This is a genomic window from Xanthomonas sp. 3058 (genome assembly GCF_014199765.1).
In the GTDB taxonomy this organism is placed as follows: domain Bacteria; phylum Pseudomonadota; class Gammaproteobacteria; order Xanthomonadales; family Xanthomonadaceae; genus Xanthomonas; species Xanthomonas campestris_B.
In genome coordinates this window covers 305,769-328,304 of record NZ_JACHOF010000002.1, presented here as the reverse complement: position 1 = coordinate 328,304, position 22,536 = coordinate 305,769, and the positions used below count along the sequence as shown (strand labels likewise).

The following is a 22,536-nucleotide window of genomic DNA, read 5'->3' as shown; positions in this document are numbered from 1 at the left end:
GGCGCCGGCCAAGCCGGGGACAGGCCGCACCCTGGCGGTCGATGCATCCCATTTCGACGCACGGCACACGCTGTGCCTGGGCAAACGCAATCATGGCAAGTAGTCTGGAGCTCCGACGGGCCGCACCCCGGCTTGCCCTCATCGCGCTGTCCCGGAGATCCCTATGACGCTGCGACTGCTCGCCTTGACGCTGTGCACCTTCTCGGTAGCCTCCTGCGGTAGCGGCAACGCACCGGACACGACCGAGGCGCAAGCCAAGGTACTCAACGTCTACAACTACTCGGACTACATTGCCGAAGACACCATTCCGGCGTTCGAGAAAAGCACCGGGATCAAGGTCACCTACGACGTGTTCGACAGCGACGAGATGGTGGAGACCAAGTTGCTCGCCGGGGGCAGCGATTACGACGTGGTGGTGCCCACGCTCAACTTCTTCGGGCGGCAGATCCAGGCCGGCGTCTTCCTGCCGTTGGAAAAGCGCAAGATCCCCAATCTGGCCAATCTGGATCCGGACATCATGCGTCGCATCGCCGCGCAGGATCCCGACAACCGCTACGGTGTGCCGTACATGATCGGCACCACCGGCATCGGCTACAACGTCGATAAGCTCAAGGCCATTTTTGGCAGCACCGAGGTCGCCAACAGCTGGGACCTGGTCTTCAAGCCCGAGAATCTGTCCAGGCTCAAGAACTGCGGTGTCACGATGCTGGACACGCCTTCGGACATGATCCCGATCGCGCTCAATTACCTCGGCCTGGATCCGCACAGCAGCAAGCCCGCCGAGATCGAAAAGGCCGCTGCGCTGCTCAAGACGATCCGCCCGTATGTGCAGAACTTTCATTCCAGCCAGTACGTGACCTCGCTGGCCAACGGCAATACCTGCCTGGCGGTAGGGTGGTCGGGCGATATCATCCAGGCGCGCGATCGTGCGGTGGAAGCCGGCAACGGCATCACGGTGGCGTACGCGATTCCGAAGGAGGGCGCGCCGCAATGGTTCGACATGCTGGCCATCCCCAAAGACGCCAAACATCCGGAAAACGCCTATGCCTTCATCAATTATCTGTTGAAGCCGGAGGTGGCTGCGGCCAACACCAACTTCATCCACTACGCCAATCCGGTGCGCACCGCCACACCGCTGGTGGAGGCGGCGATCCGTCACGACCCCACCATCTACCCGCCGCCGGAGGTGACCGCCAAGATGTTCACCTACGCGATCAACTCGCCCGAGGTGGATCGCTTGTATACGCGGCTGTGGACCGAGATCAAGACAGGGCGCTGAGGCAGGGCAGTGGATGCGGCGCTGAAATGCGTCGCCTCGAAGAACCAAGGCTGGATTGATGCAGCGAGACGGTCGACAGCGGCATGAACGCCGGCCCTTGCTGCGGTACTGCTGCCCATCCATGGCCTAGCGCAAGCGAGCTCATCACACAATCTGTACTGGCTGGTTTAAATAATAGTATCGTTGCGCCGCCTTCGCCGGAGCCGCCGATGCGGTCCGTCGGCGCGCGTGCCTCGCCCACGACACAGGACGCCTCACTTTGAGCAACAACGACCAGCAGTCCAACAACGGCCATGCGTCAGCCACGGAAGCCCACGGTGCCGACGCACACCGCAACCAGCAGGAGCCGGCCAAGCCCTCGCCGTTGAAGAATCCCAAGGTCAAATGGACGCTGATCGTGGTCGGCGTACTGGTGGCGATCCTGCTGGTGATCTGGCTGGCCTATTACCTGATCAAGGGCCGCTACATGCAGGACACCAATAACGCCTACCTGCAGGCCGATTCGGTGGCCGTGGCGCCGCGTGTCAGCGGCTATGTGACCAAGGTGATGGTGGGCGACAACCAGATCGTGGATGCCGGCCAGCCGCTGCTGCAGATCGACGATCGAACCTATCAGGCGAACCTGCAGCAGGCCGAGGCCGCAATCGCCGCGCGCCAGGCCGATATCGGCGCGGCCACCGCCAATGTCTCTGGGCAGGAGTCCTCGCTGGTGCAGGCGCGTAGCCAGGTGACCTCGGCAGCGGCAAGCCTGAAATTCGCCCAGGCCGAAGTGAAGCGCTTCGCCCCGTTGGCCGCCTCGGGCGCTGACACCCACGAACATCAGGAAAGCCTGCAGCACGAGCTGGCACGCGCCCGCGCCCAGTACGACGCGGCGCAGGCGCAGGCCAAGGGGGCGCAGAGCCAGATCCTGGCCAGCAACGCGCAGCTGGAACAGGCGCAGGCCGGCTTGAAGCAGGCCACCGCCGATGCCGATCAGGCCCGTGTCGCGGTGGAAGACACCCGGCTGACCAGCCGCATCCACGGCCGTGTGGGCGACAAGACCGTGCAGGTGGGCCAGTTCCTGGCCGCCGGCACCCGCACCATGACCATCGTGCCGCAGCAATCGCTGTACCTGGTGGCCAACTTCAAGGAAACCCAGGTCGGCCTGATGCGTCCGGGTCAGCCGGCCGAGATCAAGGTCGATGCGTTGTCGGGCGTGAAGCTGCACGGCAAGGTCGAAAGCCTCTCGCCAGGCACCGGCTCGCAGTTCGCCTTGCTGCCACCGGAGAACGCCACCGGCAACTTCACCAAGGTGGTGCAGCGCATCCCGGTGCGTATCCGCGTGCTGGCCGGTGACGAGGCACGCAAGGTGCTGGTGCCGGGTATGTCGGTCGAAGTCACCGTGGATACGCGCTCGGCCAAGGACGCCAAGCAACGGGCCGAGGAGGAATCCGATCGCATGCAGGCGCAGGAGCGCGCGCAATGACGGCAGCAGCAGCCACCGGCCCCCGTGCCGGCGGCAGCGCCCAACGCGAGAAGGCCGAGCCGGGTGCCTGGCTGGCGGTGCTGGCCGGCACCATCGGCTCGTTCATGGCGACGCTGGACATCTCCATCGTCAACGCGGCGCTGCCCACCATCCAGGGCGAAGTCGGTGCCAGCGGCACCGAAGGCACCTGGATTTCCACCGCGTATCTGGTCGCCGAGATCATCATGATCCCGCTGACCGGCTGGTTCGTGCGCACGCTGGGCCTGCGTAACTTCCTGCTGATCTGCGCGGTGATGTTCACCGTGTTTTCGGTGGTGTGCGGGCTGTCGACCTCGTTGACGATGATGATCATCGGCCGCGTCGGCCAGGGCCTGGCCGGTGGTGCGCTGATTCCCACCGCCTTGACCATCGTCGCCACGCGGCTGCCGCCCAGCCAGCAGACCATGGGTACCGCCTTGTTCGGTATGACCGTGATCATGGGGCCGGTGATCGGCCCGCTGCTGGGCGGCTGGCTCACCGAAAACGTCAGCTGGCACTATGCGTTCTTCATCAACGTGCCGATCTGCGTGGGTCTGGTGGCCTTGCTGCTGCTCGGCCTCAAACACGACAAGGGCGATTGGGCAGGCCTGCTCAGGGCCGACTGGCTGGGCATCTACGGCCTGACCGCCGGCCTGGGCGGACTCACCGTGGTGCTGGAAGAAGGCCAGCGCGAGCGCTGGTTCGAATCCAGCGAGATCAATACGCTGAGCGTGATCGCCTTGAGCGGATTCGCCGCACTGGTGATGTCGCAGTTTCGCCAGCGGCCACCGGTGATCCGCCTGTCGTTGCTGATGCAGCGCAGCTTCGGCGCTGTCTTCATCATGGTGATGGCGGTGGGCATGATCCTGTTCGGAGTCATGTACATGATCCCGCAGTTTCTGGCGGTGATCTCCGGCTACAACACCGAGCAGGCCGGTTACGTGCTGTTGCTGTCCGGCCTGCCGACCGTGCTGCTGATGCCAATGATGCCCAAACTGCTTGAAACGGTGGACGTGCGCATCCTGGTGATCGCCGGGCTGATCTGTTTTGCCGCAGCCTGTTTCGCCAATCTGTCGCTGACCGCCGACACGGTCGGCATGCATTTTGTCGCCGGCCAGTTGTTGCAGGGCTGCGGGCTGGCGCTGGCGATGATGTCGCTCAACCAGGCGGCGATTTCGTCGGTGCCGCCCGAACTCGCGGGCGACGCATCGGGCCTGTTCAACGCCGGCCGCAACCTGGGCGGCTCGGTGGGTCTGGCGCTGATCTCCACCTTCCAGGAGCGCCGCATGACCTTCCACACCGAAACCATCGGCAGCGCGATCACTGCCAATTCCTCGCGCGCGCAGGATTTTCTTTCCGGCCTGACCGCGCAGATGCAGGGCAGCGCCGGCGGCGAGGCAGCCATTCGCTCGGTCGCGCAACTGGCGCGGCTGGTGCAGCAGCAAGCCCTGGTGATGACCTATAGCGATCTGTTCTGGATCTTCGGCGTGATCGTGGTCTGCACGATTCCGCTGGCCTTTTTGCTCAAGCCGTTACCGAAGGGGACGCAACTTGCGATGCACTGATTCCATGCGCCTGATCCGCATGCCGCTGGCCGCGGCGGTGAGCGCCTTGTTGCTCGGCGGCTGCATGCTGGGCCCCAATTACACCAAGCCACCGGCGGTGGCCGAGGCGGCCATGCAGGCACCTGCACTGCATCGCGCCAGCGGTGCCGAGGTGGTCGCCGCTGCGCCGCTGAATCACTGGTGGGAGGAACTGCACGACCCGACGCTCACCCAGCTGATCACCCAGGCGCTGGCAGACAGCCCCAACCTGCGTGCCGCGCAGGCGCGCCTGCGCGGCAACCGTGCATTGGCCCGCCAACGCCGTGCCGAGCGCCTGCCCAAGCTCAATGCCAGCGCCATGTATGTGTATGCGGAGCCACCGCAGGCCATCGTCGACACCCTGGGCCGATTGCAGAACGGCCAGAACGGTCAGCCGCCGGCACAGGGCAGCGAAGCGCTGGACCTGGAAAAAACCCAGCTCTACAGCGCCGGGTTCGATGCCAGCTGGGAACTGGATTTCTTCGGTCGCCGCCGTCGCGCCGCCGAAGGCGCCTTGTCACAGGCGCAGGCCTCCGAAGCCGAGCTGGCCGATGCGCAGGTGCAGCTGGCGGCCGAAGTGGGGCAGGTGTATCTCAACTACCGCGGCTTGCAGGCGCGGTTGGCGATCGCCGATGCAAATCTCGACAAGATCGGCCAAACCTTGCGCCTGACCCAGCAGCGCCGCGAGCGCGGCGCCGCCTCGGACTTGCAGGTCGAACAGATCGCCACCCAGGTGCAGCAGCAGCAGGCGCAACGCCTGCCGCTGGAGATGCAATCGCAGGAAGCGCTGGACCAGTTGGCATTGATGGTCGGGCGCGCGCCCGGTGCATTGGACGCGCAACTGAGCAGCCCGCAACCGTTGCCGATGTTGCCGACCCAGGTACGCGTGGACGATGCCGGCGCGTTGATTCGTCGCCGCCCGGATGTGCGCAAGGCCGAGCGCGAGCTGGCCGCGTCCAGCGCGCAGATCGGCGAAGCGTTGAATGGCTATTTCCCGCAGGTGACCCTGCTGGGCGGGCTGAGCTGGATCGCCGGCTCGCCCAGCGATTTCAATTCCGATGCATTGACCAAGCTGGCGGTGCCGATGCTGCGCTGGTCGATCTTCGATTTCGGCAAGACCCGCGCGCAGGTGGAGCAGGCGCGCGCCGGCAACGCCGGCCGCGAGGCGGCCTACGAGGGTGCGGTGCTGGCGGCGTTGCAGGATGCCAATTCCGCGTTGTCGCGGTTTGGTTCGGCGCGCAAGCAACTGGTGGTCGCGCGCCAGGCCGAAGCCTCGGCCACGCGCTCGGCCGGACTGATGCAGCAACGCCGCGATGCCGGCGCCACGTCGTCGATCGATCTGCTCGATGTGCAACGCCAGCAACTGTCTGCGCAGGACGCCGCCGCACAGGCGCAGGTGCAGTTGCTGGTGAACTACGTCGCGCTGCAGAAGAGCCTGGGCCTGGGCTGGAGCGCGCCGGTACAAGAAGCGCGCTGACGCCTCGCCACGGTCGGCGGCAGCGCGGCGGTGGCCGGCGTTGTTTTCCATGAGGGTGCCGGCCGAGGCGATGGTGTCGCCGGCACTGATGCAATCGAGAGGTTTCATGGCACTGCCCGAACCCGCGCCGTTGCTGCAACACGCTCCAGGCGATACCGACTATCTGCGCATCGGCGAGGTGCGCAAGGAATTCGACGGTGTCGTCGCGGTCGATGACGTCAGTCTGCAGATCCGCAAGGGCGAACTCTTCGCGTTGCTGGGCGGGTCGGGCAGCGGCAAGTCCACGTTGCTGCGTTGCCTGGCCGGCTTCGAGCGGCCGACCAAGGGCCGCATCGTGCTCGATGGGCAGCCGCTCGACGCACTGCCACCGTACCAGCGTCCGATCAACATGATGTTCCAGTCGTATGCGCTGTTTCCGCACATGAGCGTGGAGCAGAACATCGCGTTCGGATTGAAGCAGGAAGCCTTGTCCAAGGCGGCCATCGCCACGCGTGTTGGCCAGATGCTGGAATTGGTGCAGCTGGGCGACTTGGCCAGGCGCAAACCGCATCAGCTCTCCGGTGGGCAGCAGCAGCGCGTGGCGTTGGCGCGCTCGCTCGCCAAGCGGCCCAAGCTGTTGTTGCTGGACGAGCCGATGGGCGCGCTGGACAAAAAACTGCGTTCGCAGATGCAGCTGGAACTGGTCAATATCATCGAGACCTCCGGCGTCACCTGCGTCATGGTCACCCACGATCAGGAAGAGGCGATGACCATGGCCACCCGCATCGCGTTGATGGACCGGGGGCGGATCCAGCAGATCGGCACCCCTGACGAAATCTACGAGCAACCGGCCAATCGCTTTGCGGCCCAATTCATCGGCTCGGTCAATTTGATCGATGCGCGCGTCGTCGACAACAAGCCGGATGCCGTCAACCTCCAGGCCTCTGCGTTCGATGCCGGTATCCGCATCGGCCACGGCATCCCCGGGTTGCAAGCGCAGGCAGTGGCATTTGCGCTGCGCCCGGAACAGCTCGCCATCGGCAAGGATGAACCCGCACAGGCCTGCAACAAGGCGCAGGGCGTGATCGAAGACATCGCGTATTTCGGCAGCCATTCGGTGTATCACGTGCGCCTGCCCAGCGGTTTCAAGCTGATGGTCCACGTTGCCAATCGTCAGCGCGCGGGTAGCCAGGCGCCGACCTGGGGCGATACGGTATGGGTAGGGTGGGGCGAGCAGGACGGCGTGGTGCTCACCGCATGATGCGGCGCCTGCTGCGCGCACTGCCGGGTGCACGCTGGGGCGTGATCGCTGCGCCGTATCTGTGGCTGCTGGTGTTTTTTGCGATCCCGTTTCTGATCGTGCTGAAGATCTCCTTCGCCGAACGCGCCACGGCGATGCCGCCGTACACGCCGCTGTTCGCCCATGCGGCCGACGGCGCGATGCACGTCAAGCTGCATCTGAACAATTATCTGGCCTTGCTGCGCGACAGCCAGTACGTGGCGGCGTACGCGAATTCGATCAGGATCGCGGCGGTGTCGACCGTGTTTGCGTTGTCGATCGGTTACCCGATGGCCTACGTCATCGCGCGTCTGCCGCTGGCCACGCGCCATGTGGCGATGATGCTGGTGGTGCTGCCATCGTGGACCTCGTTCTTGATCCGTGTGTACGCGTGGATCGGCATTCTCGATGGCAATGGCTTGCTCAATCAGGCGCTGCTGGCGTTGGGCGTGATCCGGCAACCAGTGCAGTTGCTGTACACACCGCTCGCCGCGTATATCGGCATCGTGTACTGCTATCTGCCGTTCATGGTGCTGCCGCTGTACGCCAACCTGGTCAAGCACGATCAGCGCCTGCTCGAAGCGGCCTACGACCTGGGCGCACGCCCGTGGCAGGCGTTCGTGCGCATCACCTTGCCGCTGTCGCGCAACGGGATCGTGGCTGGCTGCATGCTGGTGATGATTCCGGCAGTGGGCGAGTTCGTGATCCCGGAAATGCTGGGCGGCCCGGACACCTTGATGATCGGCCGCGTGCTGTGGGGCGAGTTCTTCAATAACCGCGACTGGCCAATGGCCGCCGCAGTGGCCACGGTGATGTTGCTGCTGTTACTGGTGCCGATCGTGATCTTCCACCGTTATCAGCAGCGCGAGCTGGAAGGGCGGCCGGCATGATGCGCACCTCTCGCAGTGGCCGCATGGTGGGCGCCAGCGTGCTCGCGCTGGGTTTCGGCTTTCTGTATCTGCCGATCCTGTTGCTGATGGTCTACTCGTTCAACGCCTCGCGGCTGGCGACGGTATGGGGCGGTTTTTCCACCCGCTGGTATGGCGCGTTGTTGGGCGATCGTCAGTTATTGGAGGCGGCCTGGGTCAGCCTGAAGGTTGCGTTCTGGACGGCCTGCGCCTCGACGGTGCTGGGCACGATGGCGGCCATGGCGATGGTGCGCATGCGACGCTTTCCCGGCAAGACCCTGTTCGGTGCGTTGATCACCGCGCCCCTGGTGATGCCGGAAGTGATCATCGGCCTGTCGATCCTGCTGTTGCTGGTGTCGATGGGGGGCGTGCTGGGCATCGCACCGCGCGGCATGGTCGCCATCTGGATGGCGCACGTCACCTTCACTGTCTCCTTCGTCACGGTGCTGATGTCCTCGCGCCTGCAGGAACTGGATCGCTCGCTGGAAGAAGCGGCGATGGATCTGGGCGCGACGCCGTTGAAGGTGTTCGCGCTGATCACGTTGCCCATCATCGCGCCGGCATTGGCAGCGGCCTGGTTGCTGGCATTCACGCTGTCGCTGGACGATGTGGTGATCGCCAGTTTTCTGTCCGGGCCCAGTTCCACCACATTGCCGATCAAGGTATTCGCGTCGGTACGGATGGGCATCAGCCCCAAGATCAACGCTCTTGCGACGGTCATGGTGCTGGCAGTGTCGGCCGTCGCGGTGATCGGCTGGTGGTTGCTCGCCCGCAGCGAGAAGCGCCGTCAGCGTGACGTACGGTTGGCGCTGCAGGCTGCTTCCTGAGCGCCTGCCAGCATTGGTGAGGCGAATGAACCGCAGCAAGCGGCTGCCAGACAGCTGCCAACGGTGAAACCACCGACTGGTACGAAGCTGGCAAGCCGATTCTGGACGCCTTCCGCGCGTGCGCCGGGCGGTGAGTGCAACCGTTCGATCGGCTGCTCTTACCTGGCTGGAGGCGTGTAACCGCTGTCCCAGGGCTGCGGTTTGGTCAGGTAGCACTGATACTCGGCGCTGATCTGGTAGCCCTGTTGCTCGACTCTGGGTTGTTCGTCGTCGTGATCCTTGCGATTTTTCTTGCCGTCGTCCTTGCCGTCGTCCTTGGACTTTTTGCTGATCGGATAGATCGTGACCATGTTCGGCGACGACTGCGCAGTAACGAATTGGCGGATCGCCGTGTCCGAGCACGCACGCAGCGCCTCTTCCTCGCAGGGTTGCGTGCGGTTGGGCACAGCATCTATGCAGCTCACGGTGACAAATCCGTTCGGGCTGGGACGCGGGCCGTGAAACATGTCCTGGATGGCGGCGCATCCGGGCAGGCATGCGCTGGCACCAATTACAACTAGAGCAATGAGATCCCGGCGCATGTTGTGGTCTTCCGTGAATAAACGAATCTGCCAATTGCGGGATGCTAGAGCATTCCGTGCGGTTGGACCATGGACAGGGCAGTGCTGCCTTCGTCATCTTGATTTGGGAGTCATTCCAGCTGCCGTTCGTCGGCGAGCGGCCCGATGGAGATGCGGCATTGCGTCGCGGTGTGGGCAAACACAGCGTTGCAGTGAGTTGAAGCGGTTGTGACGCGGCTCCAACTTGCCGGGTACTAGCATGGCCTGCCTGTAACAGGAGACCGTCATGTCCTACGACACCATCAATCCGGCCAACGGCCGGGTCGAGCACACCCAGCACACCCTGGACGCCGCCGCCATCGAGGCGCGTCTTGCCGCCGCCGCCAACGCGTTCCCCGGTTGGGCAGCGCTGCCACTGGCCGAGCGCGGCGCACGGCTGCGCCGCGTCGGCGAGGAGCTGACGAAACGACGCGACGACCTGCAGCGCACCATGACCGCCGAGATGGGCAAGCTGCGCCATGAAGCGCTGGCCGAGGTCGACAAGTGCGCGCAGGCGTGTGCCTATTACGCCGAGCACGCGGCCGCGTACCTGGCGTCGCGTGATATCCCGACCGAAGCGCGATCCAGCTATGTGCGTTACGAGCCGCTAGGTTGCGTCTTCGCGGTGATGCCGTGGAATTTTCCGCTGTGGCAAGCGTTTCGTTTTCTCGCGCCAGGCCTGATGGCGGGCAATGTGGCATTGCTCAAGCACGCCAGCAACGTACCGCGTTGCGCCGATGCGATGAAGCAGGTGCTGGACGCGGCCGGTATCCCGCCAGGCGTGTTCGACGTGCTGCATATCGACAACGACCAGGCGGCAGAGGTGCTGCGCGACGCGCGCATTGCCGCAGTGACGCTGACCGGTAGCGAACGCGCGGGCCGTTCGCTGGCTGCCAACGCCGGCGACCAGCTGAAGAAGTGCGTAATGGAGCTCGGCGGCAGCGACGCCTTCGTGGTGCTGGAAGACGCCGATCTGGAGCACACCGTGCAGTCGGCGGTGCAATCGCGGTTCGACAACAGCGGGCAGACCTGCATCGCTGCCAAGCGCTTCATCGTGGTGGATGCGATCGCCGATCGCTTTATCGAACGCTTCGTCGTGGCCGCTTCCGAGCGCGTGCTCGGCGACCCGCAGCAGGACGGCACCACGCTCGCGCCAATGGCGCGGGCCGATCTGCGGGACGAACTGCATGCGCAGGTGCGGGCCAGCGTACAGAAAGGCGCCATCGTGTTGCTCGGTGGCGAACCGGTGCCCGGCTCGCATGCCGGTTACCCGGCCACCATTCTCGATCAGGTCGCGCCGGGCATGCCGGCCTATGACGAAGAGCTGTTCGGCCCGGTCGCTTCGGTGATCCGGGTGAGGGACGAAGCGGATGCGGTGCGCGTGGCCAACGACACCAGCTTCGGCCTCGGCGGCAGCGTGTGGACTGCCGATGCCAAACGCGGCGAACGCGTCGCCCAACAATTGCAGTGCGGTGCGGCGTTCGTCAATTCGGTGGTCAAGAGCGATGTGCGTCTGCCGTTCGGCGGTATCAAGCGCTCGGGATTCGGCCGCGAACTGGCAGAGCACGGCATCCACGAGTTTATGAACATCAAGACGATCTATGTGGCTTGAGAGCGGGGATTGGTGATTCGGGAGTTGGGATTCGTAAAGGCCACGGCGCTCCCTTCTCCATCGGGAGAAGGTGCCCGATGGGCGGATGAGGCGCTGGTTGACTCGCGCGTACGCCAACAGAAACCACCAGACATCAAACAGTCTTGGTCAACCGATTAAAGCAATAGCGATCAAAACACACCCATGGCTCAAGCTGGATCAGCAATCAGCAAACCCGCTCTAACCAATCCCGACTCCCGACTCCCGACTCCCGGCCGCAAAGCGGCCCTACAGCCACCGCGCGCGCTTGAACAGGCGATACAGCGCCAGGCATGAGCCAACCACGCCGGCCACGAGCAAGGGGTATGCGTAGCGTTTGTCCAGCTCGGGCATGTGGGTGAAGTTCATGCCGTACCAACTGGTGATCAGGGTCGGGGCCGCCAGCAATGCGGCCCAGGCACCCAGGCGCTTGACGGTTTCGCCCTGTGCCAGCGTCACCATCGACAGGTTGACGCTGAGTGCGGTGCCCAGCATTTCGCGCAAGGTGTCGATGGCGTCGTTACTGCGCACGGCGTGATCGAGGACGTCGCGCAGGTAGATGCCGACCTCGTCGTGGATCAGCGAGCCAGGGTTGCGCTTGAGATGCGAGAGTACGTCCTGCAGTGGCGCCACCACCAGCCGCATCTTGTTGAGTTCGCGCTTGAGCTCATACAGGCGCACCACCGTTTCGCGTTTGTAGTCGTCGGCGAAGATGTCTTTTTCCAGGCCTTCCAGCGTGTCGCGGAACTCGTCCATGATCGGCAGGTAGTTGTCGACCACGAAATCGAGCACGCCATACAGGCAGAACGAAGCGCCCATGCGCAGCATCGCCGGCTCACGTTCGACCCGGTGCCGCACGGGCGAATACGATAGCGACGCGCCATGGCGCACGGTCAACAGAAAGCGTGCACCTAAAAACGCATGCGTCTCGCCATAGCGGATGCGTTCGTTGACCAGTTGTGCGGTGTTGACCACCACGAACAACGAATTGCCGTAGCTCTCGGCCTTGGGGCGTTGATGCGCCTTGAGCGCGTCTTCGATCGCCAGATCGTGCAGGCCGAACTCGTCCTGCAGTTTGTGCAGCACCGATTCCTGCGGCTCGTACAGCCCTACCCAGACAAACCCGTCCGGGCGCTGCAGCACATCGCTGATCTGCTCCAGGCTGATGTCGTGGCGTTCGCCCTGGCCGTCGTAATAGGCGCAGGTGATGACGCAGGAGGGGTTGTCCGGATGGCTGCCGTGGTGATTCATGGGCGCATCCTGGGTCAGCGCATGCGAGGGGGCACGTCACGCCGCCGCAATGCGATGGCGAGCGCAGTGTGGATCGGCAACAGCAGCAGCACCCATTGCAGGTTGCCCTGCGCCTGGAACGACAGCCAGTGGATCAGCAAGGCCAGCAGCGCCGAGGCAGCGACCACCCAGCGCACCACATCGAACCAGCGTCCCGGCCGGCGTCCACGCCACACGGCGATGCCGCCGATCAGCAACAGCAGGCATAGCGGGTTGACCAACAACAGGTTGCGGTTGGCCCATGCCGATTGATGCACGGTGAAGCCCCACAGATACACCAGCAAGCCGCCGCCGATTGCGCACAGTAGCCAGTACGGCAGTGCAAGCGCGGCCAGCAGACGTTGCCTGCGACCGAGTGCCAGCACGCCGGCAGCGACGATCAGCCCGGTCAGCAGCCAGGGCCACCAATGCCGCTGCTGTTCGGCCGGCTCCGGTGCGATGCGATGCGGCAGCACGACCTGGGTGGACTGCACCAACGGGCGGCCGGCACTGTTGTGCACCTGGGTCAGGCTGTCGGCCAGCCGCATCGGCACGAAGGCTTCTTCCCAGCGCGATAGCGGGCGGTCCGCGTAAGGGCCCAGCCCCAGATCGAAGCCCAGCCACATCCACGGGGCAGGGGAGGCCAGGCGCACTGCTTCGCTACGGAACGTGTTGCCACGCGAGCGGCCGGCCAGTTGCGATTTCAATGCGCCGCCCATGGCACGGTCCAGCGTGTCGCGGACCATCGTGGCGCAGTTGGCCATGAAGTAATCGTAGTGGTAGCGCGCATTTTCCGGCTGGCTGCGGATGGCGAGCCCATCGGCCAGGGCGCGCGCCTGTTCCGGTGGCAGGTCCAGCCATTGGATGCTGACGCCGCGGCCGCCGGCGCGATATTGCTGCAGGTCTTCTTCCAGCGGCAACGCCACCAGGTAATACATCATCTCGCCGCGCGCAAAACGCGGGACGAAATCCGGCTCGCTTGGATCGAAGAAGCCGAAGTTGTACGAGGTGGCCTGCTGGGTGACGGGATCGACCACCACGATGGCATCGTGACCGAAGCGTTCGAAGAACACCTCGCCCGGCTGCATGGTGACCACACCGACACGCGGTGCCGGTACAGATGGCTGGACGGTGGCTTGGCTGGCAGCCTGAGCCATGGCCACCGGTGCGACCAGGAGCGCCAACAGCAGGACGATCAAGCACGCAGCCCAGTGCCGAACGCTGCTGCGGTTGGACGCTGCAGCGGCAATGCAAGGCGACAGGTTCAAGCCTCGTCCTGCGAGTCTGGCGGCAGAATGGTCACATGGAAGGCATGCACGCGTCGCGCGTCGGCCTTGGCCACGCGGAACGCAAAGCGCCCCAGCGTCAGCTCTTCGCCGGTTTCCGGCAGATGCCCGATCGCATCGGTGACCAGGCCGCCGACGGTGTCGTATTCGTCGTCGGGAAATTGCGCACCAAAGCGTTCGTTGAAGTCTTCGATCGGCGTCAGCGCATCGACCACATAGCGGCCGTCGGCCTGGATGGCGATCAGCGAATTCTCTTCTTCGGCATCGTCGTGCTCGTCGTCGATCTGGCCGACGATCTGCTCCAGCACGTCTTCGATGGTGACCAGGCCGGCGACGCCGCCGTACTCGTCCACCACGATCGCCATGTGGTTGCGCGACAGGCGGAATTCCTTGAGCAGGACGTTGAGCTTCTTGGATTCGGGGATCAGCACCGCCGGGCGCAACAGTTCGCGCACGTTGCCGGGCCCGTTGTCGGCGACCACGCCGCGCAACAGGTCCTTGGCCAGCAGGATGCCGAGCACTTCGTCCTTGTTCTCGCCGTGCACGGGGAAGCGCGAATGGCCGGATTCGACCACCTGCTTCATCAGGTCGATGAAACGTGCTTCCACCGGCAACGAGACCATCTGCGAGCGCGAGATCATCACATCGCCCACGGTGAGCTCGGACACGGAGATCGCGCCTTCCATCATGCGCAAGGTGTCTGCGGCGATGAGACCGTCCTGTTCGGCGGTCCGCAGCAACGCGACCAGTTCGTCGCGGGTATGGGGCTCGCCGGAGAAGGCAGCGCTCAGGCGCTCGAGCCAGCTACGGCGTTTTTCGGGTGTTTCTTGGGATTGGCTACTGTCGTCTTCGGACATCGTGACGGGGGACGGCACCCGGCAAACCAGGCGATAGGCGCCAGTCTAGCAGGAAGCCGCCAAGGCGCTGTGGACGGGGCAGGGGCGGACGCCGTGCTTCAGGGCAGGTCCAGGCTATAGCCGCAGCCGACCACGGTCTTGCCCGGATGCGACTTCACGTTGGAGACGCTGAGCACGATCGATTCGATCATCGCCTCGCCGGTCTTGGGGTTGGTGGTGTCTTCGCTGACCAGCTCGCGCCCGTACATGACCTTGTCGGCGTTATCCACGCCCAGTTCCAGGTTCAATTGCTTGGCCAACGGGCGCGGATCGGGCAGGTCCAGCAGCGCCATGACGCTGGCGCCGGAGAACGCGATATGGGTGGTGCGGTGGCCGAACACGCTGATCGGCGTGTTGAGCGTGTATTCGGTCATGAACAGGTTGGCCTGCTCCAGCGGCGTCCAGCCCAGCGCGACCGCCTTGAGCGGGTCGGCCAGCACCGGCGCCAGCGCGTTGAAGTCGCCAATGCGCTGGCGGCATTCGATCAGGGCCGGCAGGTCCGGGCGCACCGGCGCGCCCTGGGCCCAAGCCGCGGACACGCCCAGCCACAGCAGAGCGGTGATGCCGCTGGCCCGCAGCCATAGCCCGGTTGGCATCAGTGCTCTCCCGCGTACGGGTCGTCGATGCCTAGGTCGGCCAGGATTTCGCGCTCCAGCTGCTCCATCGCGTCGGCTTCCTTGTCGTCTTCGTGATCCCAGCCCAGCAGATGCAAGGTGCCGTGCACGGTCAGATGGGCGTAATGCGCGGCCAGCGACTTGCCTTGTTCGGCCGCCTCGCGCGCCACCACCGGCGCGCAGATCACCAGATCGCCGAGCAGCGGCATCTTGATGCCCTTGGGCAGGCCTTCGGGCAACTCGGCCGGAAAGCTCAGCACATTGGTGGCGTAGTCCTTGCCACGGTAATGATGATTGAGCGAGCAGCCTTCCTTCTCATCGACCAGGCGCACCGCCAGATCGGCCTCGCGGATGCGTCCCTTCAGCGCCGCAGCCACCCACTTGCGAAAACTCACCGCCGAGGGCAAACCGGCGCGCGGGAGCGCGTAACTGACGGCGACGTCTAGGCGAATGGGGCCTTTGGTCATGGCAACACCAACAAGTCAGATCAGACAGAGGTAACAGTATCGCGCGAGTGGCGCCTTGCTGCGATGCCTGTCCGCGCATCCGCGCTTGAGTGAGCGGGCATCAGCGGACGCACTCCACCAGCACCAGTATCAACGGACCGCCGTCGGCGACGCGATAAAACGCACTGCCCATCGGCCCGTTCCGGCAATGCGGATCGACCCGCCTGACCTCGATGGCAGGGGCGAAGCCCGCCGGGGCCTGGGTCCAGACCGCTGCCCGGCCGCGTTCCAGCAGTTGACCGAGCAGATAATGCGTGTCGGCGCTTCCCTTGCCCTCCTGAACCACCGCGCAGCCGAAGCGGTCGTGCGCCTTGCCAGTGGAGGCAAGCACTCCCTGCGCCCGCACGCCTGCGAGCCGCGCCAGCCGCTGCGCATCGTCCTCAACTGCCGCAGCGGCTGCAGGCTTTCCCATCGCGAGTCGTTCCAGCTCGGCACGGCCCAGCAGGATGGTCGTTTGCGCGCCGGCCACCGACACGCAGGAGGCAGCAAGCTGCTGTCGCAGGGTGATGCGCGTGGTCGTGTCGGTTTGTTCGGATGCTTGCGCTTGCGCCGAGCCCTGGCAAGCCAGCATCAGCCACACTCCCCACAGCAAGCCCGTGCCGCGCATCGTCAGTCGGCTGCAGGCGGCGACAAGGCGCTTTCGCGCTTTTCGTAGGCATTGACGATACGCGCCACCAACGGATGCCGCACCACGTCGCGCGCTTCGAAGAACGTGAAGCTGACCCCGTCGACCTCGTGCAGCACCTCGATCGCATCGCGCAAGCCGGATTTGACGTGCTTGGGCAGGTCGATCTGGGTCAGGTCGCCGGTGACCACGGCGGTGGAGCCGAAACCCAGGCGGGTCAGGAACATCTTCATCTGTTCGATGGTGGTGTTCTGCGCCTCGTCCAGGATCACGTACGCATCGTTGAGCGTGCGGCCGCGCATGTACGCCAGCGGTGCGATTTCGATCACGTTGCGCTCCAGCAGCTTGACCACCTTTTCCACGCCCAGCATTTCGTACAGCGCGTCGTACAGCGGGCGCAGGTACGGGTCCACCTTCTGGCTCAGGTCGCCTGGCAGGAAACCCAGCTTCTCGCCGGCTTCCACTGCCGGGCGCACCAGGATCAGCCGCTGCACGCGCGACTCGTTCAAGGCTTCCACCGCGCTGGCCACCGCCAGGAAGGTCTTGCCGGTACCGGCCGGGCCGATGCCGAAATTGATGTCATGGGTGGTGATCGCGTGCAGGTACTTGGCCTGGTTGGCGCCGCGGCCACGCACCGTGCCGCGCTTGACCTTGATCGCCACTTCTTGCGCTGCATAGGAACGATCGACCACGTGCTCGACATTGGCATCGTTCAAGCGCAGATGGATGGCGTGACTGTCGAAAGTGGTGGAGGCGGCTTCGTCGTATAGCGCGGTCAGCAGCGTCTGCGTGGCGGTGATCGCCGGCTCCGGGCCGGTGACGCGAAAGATGTTGCCGCGATTGGCGATCTCCACACCCAGCTTGAGCTCGATCTGGCGCAGGTGCGCGTCGAACGGGCCGGCCAGATTGGCCAGGCGCTCGGTATCGTCGGGTTCCAGGGTGAAGTCGCGGTGTGCAGATGAGTTCATGGTCGGATCGGACCGCGCACGCATGCGCTGATCGGTTGGGCGGCAGACGAGGGTAGCGCGCAGCGTGTGATCCCACCAACACGCCCGGGCGCCGCAATGGCGCGGCTCCGAGATCGCTGGGCGACGTGCGCGGGTTTTCCACAATCGCTGTGGAGTCACGCATCACTAACCTGTGGATAAAAAGTGCGACGCTTACTGACGCAAGGTCTGGCAGGGTGGTGGTGAAAAAATCACCACTGCGATGGCGGTTGTCCACAAGCGGTGTGGATCGAATTCGGCAAAGCCTGTGGGTAAGTATGGTGAGGCCTTGCGCCGCAAGGTGTTGCAGATGGATGGTGAAATTTTGATCACCAGCTGTGGGTGCTGCGCAACGAGGCGAGTCGGTGCCGTGTGTCATGCGCGATCACGACCGAGACCGCTGTGCGAGCGATACGCGCTGTTGTAGACCCGCAGGCCGGCCACGGCGCAGCAGCGCGCCCAAGCGCGAGCGACACTGAGCCGATGCAGCGCAATGGCCCTGCCAGCAGCGTGATTGCGGAAGATCGCGCGGCGACGTTGCTGTTCCAGCCATGCAACGCAAGTACCGTCGCACTCAGGGGGTGCAACGATTAGCCGGCCGCAGCGCAGCGCAGGTCTCGATCGGTCGGCGCGTATCCGCCGATCAGCGCATATGCGAGGCGCGCGATGCTGCACCATGGCGCCAGGCATCCGGCGCCTGGGTCGTATCAACTCGCGCTGTCACTCACCTGGATGACGCCACGCAGCGAATTGCTCATCGCCTCGGTGATCAGCACGTCCACGAAGTGCCCGATCAGGCGCGGATTGCCGGCAAAATTCACCGGGCGCATGTTCTCGCTCCTGCCGGTCAATTCGTTCGGATCGCGGCGCGAGGGGCCTTCCACCAGCACCCGCTGCACGCTGCCGACCATGGACTGCGAAATGGTCGCCGCATGCGCACTGATGTGCGCCTGCAAGCGGGCCAGGCGCGCTTGCTTGAGCGCATCGGGCGTGTCGTCTTCCAGATCCGCGGCCGGCGTGCCGGGGCGACGCGAATACACGAACGAAAAGCTCTGATCGAAACCGACGTCTTCGATCAACTTCATAGTCTTTTCGAAATCCGCTTCGGTCTCGCCGGGAAAACCGACGATAAAGTCCGAACTGATCGAAATATCCGGGCGCACCGCGCGCAGCTTGCGGATCTTGGACTTGAATTCCAGCGCGGTGTAGCCACGCTTCATCGCCGACAGGATGCGGTCGCTGCCGGCCTGCACCGGCAAGTGCAGGTAATTGGCCAACTGCGGCACGTCGCGATACGCATCGACCAATGAGTCGGAAAATTCCAGCGGGTGCGAGGTGGTGAAACGGATGCGGCCGATGCCGTCGATCTGCGCGATGGTGCGGATCAACAAGCCCAGATCGGCATACTGCGCCGCCTCGCCCGCGTCGGCGCCATACGCACCGCGATACGCGTTGACGTTCTGGCCGAGCAGGTTGATCTCGCGCACGCCTTGCGCGGCCAGTTGCGCCACTTCCACCAGCACATCTTCGAACGGCCGGCTGACTTCTTCGCCACGGGTGTAGGGCACCACGCAGAACGAGCAATATTTGGAGCAGCCTTCCATGATCGACACGAACGCCGACGGGCCATCGGCGCGCGGCTCGGGCAGGCGATCGAACTTCTCGATTTCCGGGAAGCTGATGTCCACCTGCGACTTGCCCGATTCGCGCCGTGCGCGGATCAGCTCCGGCAGGCGATGCAGGGTCTGCGGGCCGAATACCAGATCCACGTAGGGCGCGCGCTTGACGATGGCTTCGCCCTCTTGCGAGGCCACGCAACCGCCCACCCCGATGATCACCGGCGTACCGCCGGCCTTGGCCCGGTTTTCCTTGAGCAAGCGCCAGCGGCCCAGCTGGCTGAACACCTTTTCCTGCGCCTTCTCGCGGATGGAGCAGGTGTTGACCAGCACCACGTCGGCGTCTTCGGGGTTATCGGTCAGCTCCAGGCCGTCGGAGGCGGCGAGCACGTCGGCCATCTTGGCCGAGTCGTACTCGTTCATCTGGCACCCGTGGGTCTTGATGTAGAGCTTGCCGCGTACCACGGCAGGCGCCGACGGGCGAGCCACCGGCAGCGGCAACAGGGCAGGTGCGTCCACGGCGGTGGCTGCGGACAGATCGGAAACGGACGTCCCGGGCATGGCGCTTATTCCAGGCGGGTAGAAGATAGCCGGGCAGTTTACCTGCTTGTGTCGGCTGCGTCCGATGGTCAGACCTTGGCGTTGGTTGCCTCGGCGCGGGCGAACGCCGGGCGGTCGGCCATGCGGGCGATGTAGGCGCGGGTGGTGGCCGGTGGGTCGATCAGGCTGAAATCGACCATCCAGCCCAGCGCGCCACCCCACAGCACGTCGGCCGCGCTGCAGCGCTCGCCCAATAGATAGTCGCCCTTGGCCAGTTGCGTATCGATCACCTGCAGCACCGTGTCGCAATCGGCATATGGCGACATCCCGCGCGGCGGCGCCTCGCGCTTCAGCGCACGGTCGATGATCGCCGGCTCGAACGCCGAGCCATAAAAGGCCATCCAGCGCAGGTAGGCGCCGCGATCCGCATCGCCCGGTCCCGGCGACAGACCGGCTTCCGGATACAACTCGGCCAGGTACTGATAGATCGCCACCTGCTCGGTGACCACCGCATCGCCATGACGGATCGCGGGGATCTTGCCCATCGGGTTGATCGCCAGGTAGTCCGGCGTGCGCTGCTCGCCTTTTTCCAGGTTGATGATCTGCAGATCGTAGTCGGCGCCGAGTTCTTCCAGCAGCACCAGCACGCCACGCGAACGCGAGCGGGGGTTGTGGAACAGGGTGATGTGACGATCGGACATTGCGGTTCCTTGGTGGAGGCGAAAGGCGACACGAGGTGATGCGGAAATCCTACGCACCTATTGCGGACATCTTCTGTCCGCAATACGGTGGCGCGATGGCCTCCACTGCCGCCCGCCTGTTGCGTCTGCTTTCGCTGCTGCAAGGCGGTCGTCGTTGGTCGGGCGCAGCCCTGGCCGAGCGGCTGGAGATTCACCCGCGCAGCGTGCGGCGCGATATCGACCGCCTGCGCGAGCTGGGTTACCCGGTGCATGCCGCGACCGGAACCGCCGGTGGCTACCGGCTGGGGCAGGGGGCAGCCACGTTGCCGTTGTTGTTCGAAGAGGATGAAGCGCTGACGGTGGCGATCGCCTTGCGTGCGGCCGCCCCGGCAATCGGCGATATGGACGCCGCTGCCGCCCGCGTATTGGCCAAGCTGGATCCCTTGATACCGCGACGCAGTGGTCAGCGTGCCAGTGGCGCGCATGCGGCCATGGCCAGTCTGCCGATCGTGGAAGCCGGGGCGTTGGTGGATGCAGCGCTGCTGGCGCACTTGGCCAGTGCCTGCCGCGACCGCGTCGCACTGCAACTGGACTATCGCCGTCATTCTGGCGAGCCCATCACGCGGCGGGTCGAGCCGGCGCTGTTGGTGAATTACGGGCGACGCTGGTACCTGCTGGTGTGGGACTGCGAACGCCAGGATTGGCGCACCTTGCGGGCCGACCGGATCGACCAGGCTGTCGTGACTGGGGGGCCATGCGTCGCCCGTGCGTTGCCGGAAGAACCGCTGCAGCTGCTGCGCAAGGCGATCGGCGAGTCGCCGTTCCCGTGCCGGGCGCGAGTGCGGCTGCGCGGCACCCTCGACGTGCTCGCCGCCCGCATTCCGCCCTGGCTGGGGGCGCTGGAAGCGGAAGGCACCGACTATTGCTGGCTTGGCCTGGGGGCACCGAGCATGCCGGCACTGGCGGCCAACCTGTTGCTGCTCGATCTGCCGTTCGACCGGATCTGTCCCGACAGCGTGCGCGAACCGTTGAGCCAGGCGCTGAACGCGTTGCGCGTGCGACTGGACCCGTTGCCCGGATAACCGATGGCTGCACTTGGCAAGCTCCGGGCAAGCTGGGACACTCCGCCACATGAAGGGGATGTCAAGACTGCTGGGGGTGGTCCTTGTCACGTTGTCGGCGGCGCCGGTCAGCGCCGGCACCCTGTACAAATGCGTCAGCGGCGATGGAATTACCAGTTATCTGAGCAAGCGTCAGAGTGGGGCGAGCTGCAGCGTCATCAGCAGCTATACCCCGGATCGTTCTGTGCGTCGCCTGCCGCCACGGGTGGCGAGCCCGGTCGCCGCTCCGGTGGCGGGGTCTACGCGCAGCGTCTCCAACATCGATAGCGGGGCACCGGCCACGATCATCAGCCAGCCGGCCAGCGCGCGCGCGCCGCGCGCAGCCGAGGTCGCTTCGGTGATCGTGCCGCGCACGCAGCCGGTGTCGGAAACGTCGGTCGCGCCCATGCCTGCCGCCGCAGCGGTCAATCCACGCCGCGTGGTCAGCGGGCAGGTCTATTCCTACATGAAGGACGGTGTGCGCCACTACACCAGCGCGCGCCCACGCCAGGTCGCCAGCATCGAAGGCCTGCGCACCATCCACTACAGCTTCATCGAAACCTGTTACGCCTGCGGTGCCAAGCCTGGCGTCAATTTTGGCGCGATCCGCCTCAACACCAATGCCTACCAGCAGGAAATCACCGCAGCCGCGCGCGATTTCGGTGTCGAAGAAGCCATCGTGCGGGCGATCATCCATGCCGAGTCGGCGTACAACCCGCTGGCGCTCAGTCGCGCCGGCGCCCAAGGCTTGATGCAGTTGATGCCTGGCACCGCACGCCGTTTCGGTGTCAGCGATGCCTATGATGCAACGCAAAATATTCGCGGCGGCGTGCAATATCTTTCCTGGTTGCTGAAACGCTTCAATGGCGATCTCACGCTCGCCGCAGCCGGCTACAACGCAGGCGAAGGCGCAGTGGATCGCTATGGCGGCGTGCCGCCTTACAGCGAGACCCAGCGCTATGTGCAACGCGTCGGGCTGCTGGCCGGTCGCTATCGTGGGCAGGCCACCACCGCCAATTGAGGGCTGCGTCTCCACGCAACGCCTGCAGGCGGCATCCAGTTGCGTGCCGTGCGATGCGATCCGTAGATGGGCCGACCTCCGCGCAGCGTTCTGGCCGCATCCGCTGCGCGTGCGTCCATCCGCTCCACCTCCGGCATCCCGTGGTCTGTGTTGCGCATTGGGTCACAGCCAGCTGCGTCGCGGCGCGTGTTCTCACGCATGCGATCCGTCGATGCAGGCATCTACCATTTGCACTGCGCCGGTCCGACTGCGTACATTGCATTGTGTGTGTATTAAGCGTTCCGCTACACTGCGGTCGATTCATCGCGGCTGGACCCCCCGCCAGCCGTTGGCAGCCTCACGCTACCTAATCA

Annotated in this window: 20 protein-coding genes; 10 read left to right on the top strand and 10 right to left on the bottom strand. The window is 64.9% G+C overall.

All coding sequences use genetic code 11. The features are described 5' to 3' along the window. The first annotated feature begins 163 nt into the window (after positions 1 to 163). The 7 genes from GGR61_RS05410 to GGR61_RS05380 all read left to right on the top strand — a co-directional run bounded on the left by GGR61_RS05410 (position 164) and on the right by GGR61_RS05380 (position 8,815). Positions 164 to 1,279 carry a polyamine ABC transporter substrate-binding protein gene (locus GGR61_RS05410; protein WP_184409194.1) on the top strand — a complete coding sequence of 372 codons (1,116 nt, stop codon included), beginning with the start codon at positions 164 to 166 and terminating at the stop codon, positions 1,277 to 1,279. Positions 1,280 to 1,538: 259 nt separating this feature from the next. Next, positions 1,539 to 2,744 carry an HlyD family secretion protein gene (locus tag GGR61_RS05405; RefSeq protein ID WP_184620698.1) on the top strand — a complete coding sequence of 402 codons (1,206 nt, stop codon included), beginning with the start codon at positions 1,539 to 1,541 and terminating at the stop codon, positions 2,742 to 2,744. Continuing rightward, positions 2,741 to 4,327, top strand: a complete 1,587-nt coding sequence (locus tag GGR61_RS05400; protein ID WP_184620697.1) for an MDR family MFS transporter — start codon at positions 2,741 to 2,743, stop codon at positions 4,325 to 4,327. The genes GGR61_RS05405 and GGR61_RS05400 overlap by 4 nt, the downstream gene beginning before the upstream one ends. A gap of 4 nt (positions 4,328 to 4,331) precedes the next feature. After that, positions 4,332 to 5,822: an efflux transporter outer membrane subunit gene (locus tag GGR61_RS05395; protein WP_184620696.1), complete on the top strand. Its 1,491-nt coding sequence runs from the start codon at positions 4,332 to 4,334 to the stop codon at positions 5,820 to 5,822. 106 nt (positions 5,823 to 5,928) lie between these two features. Further along, entirely contained in the window at positions 5,929 to 7,062 is a 1,134-nt protein-coding gene (potA, locus tag GGR61_RS05390) for a polyamine ABC transporter ATP-binding protein (protein WP_184620695.1), read from the top strand. Next, positions 7,059 to 7,970, top strand: a complete 912-nt coding sequence (locus tag GGR61_RS05385; RefSeq protein WP_184620694.1) for an ABC transporter permease subunit — start codon at positions 7,059 to 7,061, stop codon at positions 7,968 to 7,970. The genes potA and GGR61_RS05385 overlap by 4 nt, the downstream gene beginning before the upstream one ends. Then, the gene (locus GGR61_RS05380) at positions 7,967 to 8,815 is read left to right on the top strand and encodes an ABC transporter permease subunit (RefSeq protein WP_184620693.1); all 849 of its coding nucleotides are present in this window, start codon (positions 7,967 to 7,969) and stop codon (positions 8,813 to 8,815) included. Before GGR61_RS05385 ends, GGR61_RS05380 begins: the two co-directional genes overlap by 4 nt. 158 nt (positions 8,816 to 8,973) lie before the next feature. Here GGR61_RS05380 and GGR61_RS05375 read toward each other — a convergent pair whose 3' ends face one another. Continuing rightward, positions 8,974 to 9,396: a hypothetical protein gene (locus GGR61_RS05375; protein WP_184620692.1), complete on the bottom strand. Its 423-nt coding sequence runs from the start codon at positions 9,394 to 9,396 to the stop codon at positions 8,974 to 8,976. Positions 9,397 to 9,661: 265 nt separating this feature from the next. Here GGR61_RS05375 and GGR61_RS05370 point away from each other — a divergent pair, with 265 nt between their 5' ends. After that, positions 9,662 to 11,026 (top strand): NAD-dependent succinate-semialdehyde dehydrogenase, encoded by a 1,365-nt coding sequence (locus GGR61_RS05370; protein ID WP_184620691.1) that lies wholly within the window; start codon positions 9,662 to 9,664, stop codon positions 11,024 to 11,026. A 267-nt stretch (positions 11,027 to 11,293) separates the two neighbouring features. Here GGR61_RS05370 and GGR61_RS05365 read toward each other — a convergent pair whose 3' ends face one another. From GGR61_RS05365 to GGR61_RS05325, 9 genes are all read right to left on the bottom strand, one after another. After that, positions 11,294 to 12,295 (bottom strand): magnesium and cobalt transport protein CorA, encoded by a 1,002-nt coding sequence (locus tag GGR61_RS05365; protein WP_184409203.1) that lies wholly within the window; start codon positions 12,293 to 12,295, stop codon positions 11,294 to 11,296. 14 nt (positions 12,296 to 12,309) lie between these two features. Further along, positions 12,310 to 13,581, bottom strand: a complete 1,272-nt coding sequence (locus GGR61_RS05360) for a DUF4105 domain-containing protein (RefSeq protein ID WP_184620690.1) — start codon at positions 13,579 to 13,581, stop codon at positions 12,310 to 12,312. Beyond that, positions 13,578 to 14,456: a transporter associated domain-containing protein gene (locus tag GGR61_RS05355; RefSeq protein ID WP_184409249.1), complete on the bottom strand. Its 879-nt coding sequence runs from the start codon at positions 14,454 to 14,456 to the stop codon at positions 13,578 to 13,580. The genes GGR61_RS05360 and GGR61_RS05355 overlap by 4 nt, the downstream gene beginning before the upstream one ends. A gap of 98 nt (positions 14,457 to 14,554) precedes the next feature. Continuing rightward, the gene (locus GGR61_RS05350; RefSeq protein ID WP_260286929.1) at positions 14,555 to 15,091 is read right to left on the bottom strand and encodes a hypothetical protein; all 537 of its coding nucleotides are present in this window, start codon (positions 15,089 to 15,091) and stop codon (positions 14,555 to 14,557) included. Continuing rightward, entirely contained in the window at positions 15,091 to 15,576 is a 486-nt protein-coding gene (ybeY, locus tag GGR61_RS05345) for an rRNA maturation RNase YbeY (RefSeq protein ID WP_184620689.1), read from the bottom strand. The genes GGR61_RS05350 and ybeY overlap by 1 nt, the downstream gene beginning before the upstream one ends. Positions 15,577 to 15,676: 100 nt before the next feature. Beyond that, positions 15,677 to 16,222: a hypothetical protein gene (locus GGR61_RS05340; protein WP_184620688.1), complete on the bottom strand. Its 546-nt coding sequence runs from the start codon at positions 16,220 to 16,222 to the stop codon at positions 15,677 to 15,679. 2 nt (positions 16,223 to 16,224) lie between these two features. Then, positions 16,225 to 17,208, bottom strand: coding sequence for a PhoH family protein (locus GGR61_RS05335; RefSeq protein ID WP_184620687.1), 984 nt, complete (start codon positions 17,206 to 17,208; stop codon positions 16,225 to 16,227). Positions 17,209 to 17,933: 725 nt separating this feature from the next. Beyond that, positions 17,934 to 19,403: a tRNA (N6-isopentenyl adenosine(37)-C2)-methylthiotransferase MiaB gene (miaB, locus tag GGR61_RS05330; protein ID WP_184409208.1), complete on the bottom strand. Its 1,470-nt coding sequence runs from the start codon at positions 19,401 to 19,403 to the stop codon at positions 17,934 to 17,936. Between the two features lie 68 nt (positions 19,404 to 19,471). Then, the gene (locus GGR61_RS05325) at positions 19,472 to 20,083 is read right to left on the bottom strand and encodes a glutathione S-transferase family protein (protein ID WP_184620686.1); all 612 of its coding nucleotides are present in this window, start codon (positions 20,081 to 20,083) and stop codon (positions 19,472 to 19,474) included. A gap of 95 nt (positions 20,084 to 20,178) precedes the next feature. Here GGR61_RS05325 and GGR61_RS05320 point away from each other — a divergent pair, with 95 nt between their 5' ends. Both GGR61_RS05320 and GGR61_RS05315 read left to right on the top strand, forming a co-directional pair. Continuing rightward, positions 20,179 to 21,144, top strand: a complete 966-nt coding sequence (locus tag GGR61_RS05320; RefSeq protein ID WP_184620741.1) for a WYL domain-containing protein — start codon at positions 20,179 to 20,181, stop codon at positions 21,142 to 21,144. Between the two features lie 49 nt (positions 21,145 to 21,193). Beyond that, positions 21,194 to 22,183 carry a lytic transglycosylase domain-containing protein gene (locus tag GGR61_RS05315; RefSeq protein WP_184620685.1) on the top strand — a complete coding sequence of 330 codons (990 nt, stop codon included), beginning with the start codon at positions 21,194 to 21,196 and terminating at the stop codon, positions 22,181 to 22,183. Positions 22,184 to 22,536: the final 353 nt, after the last annotated feature.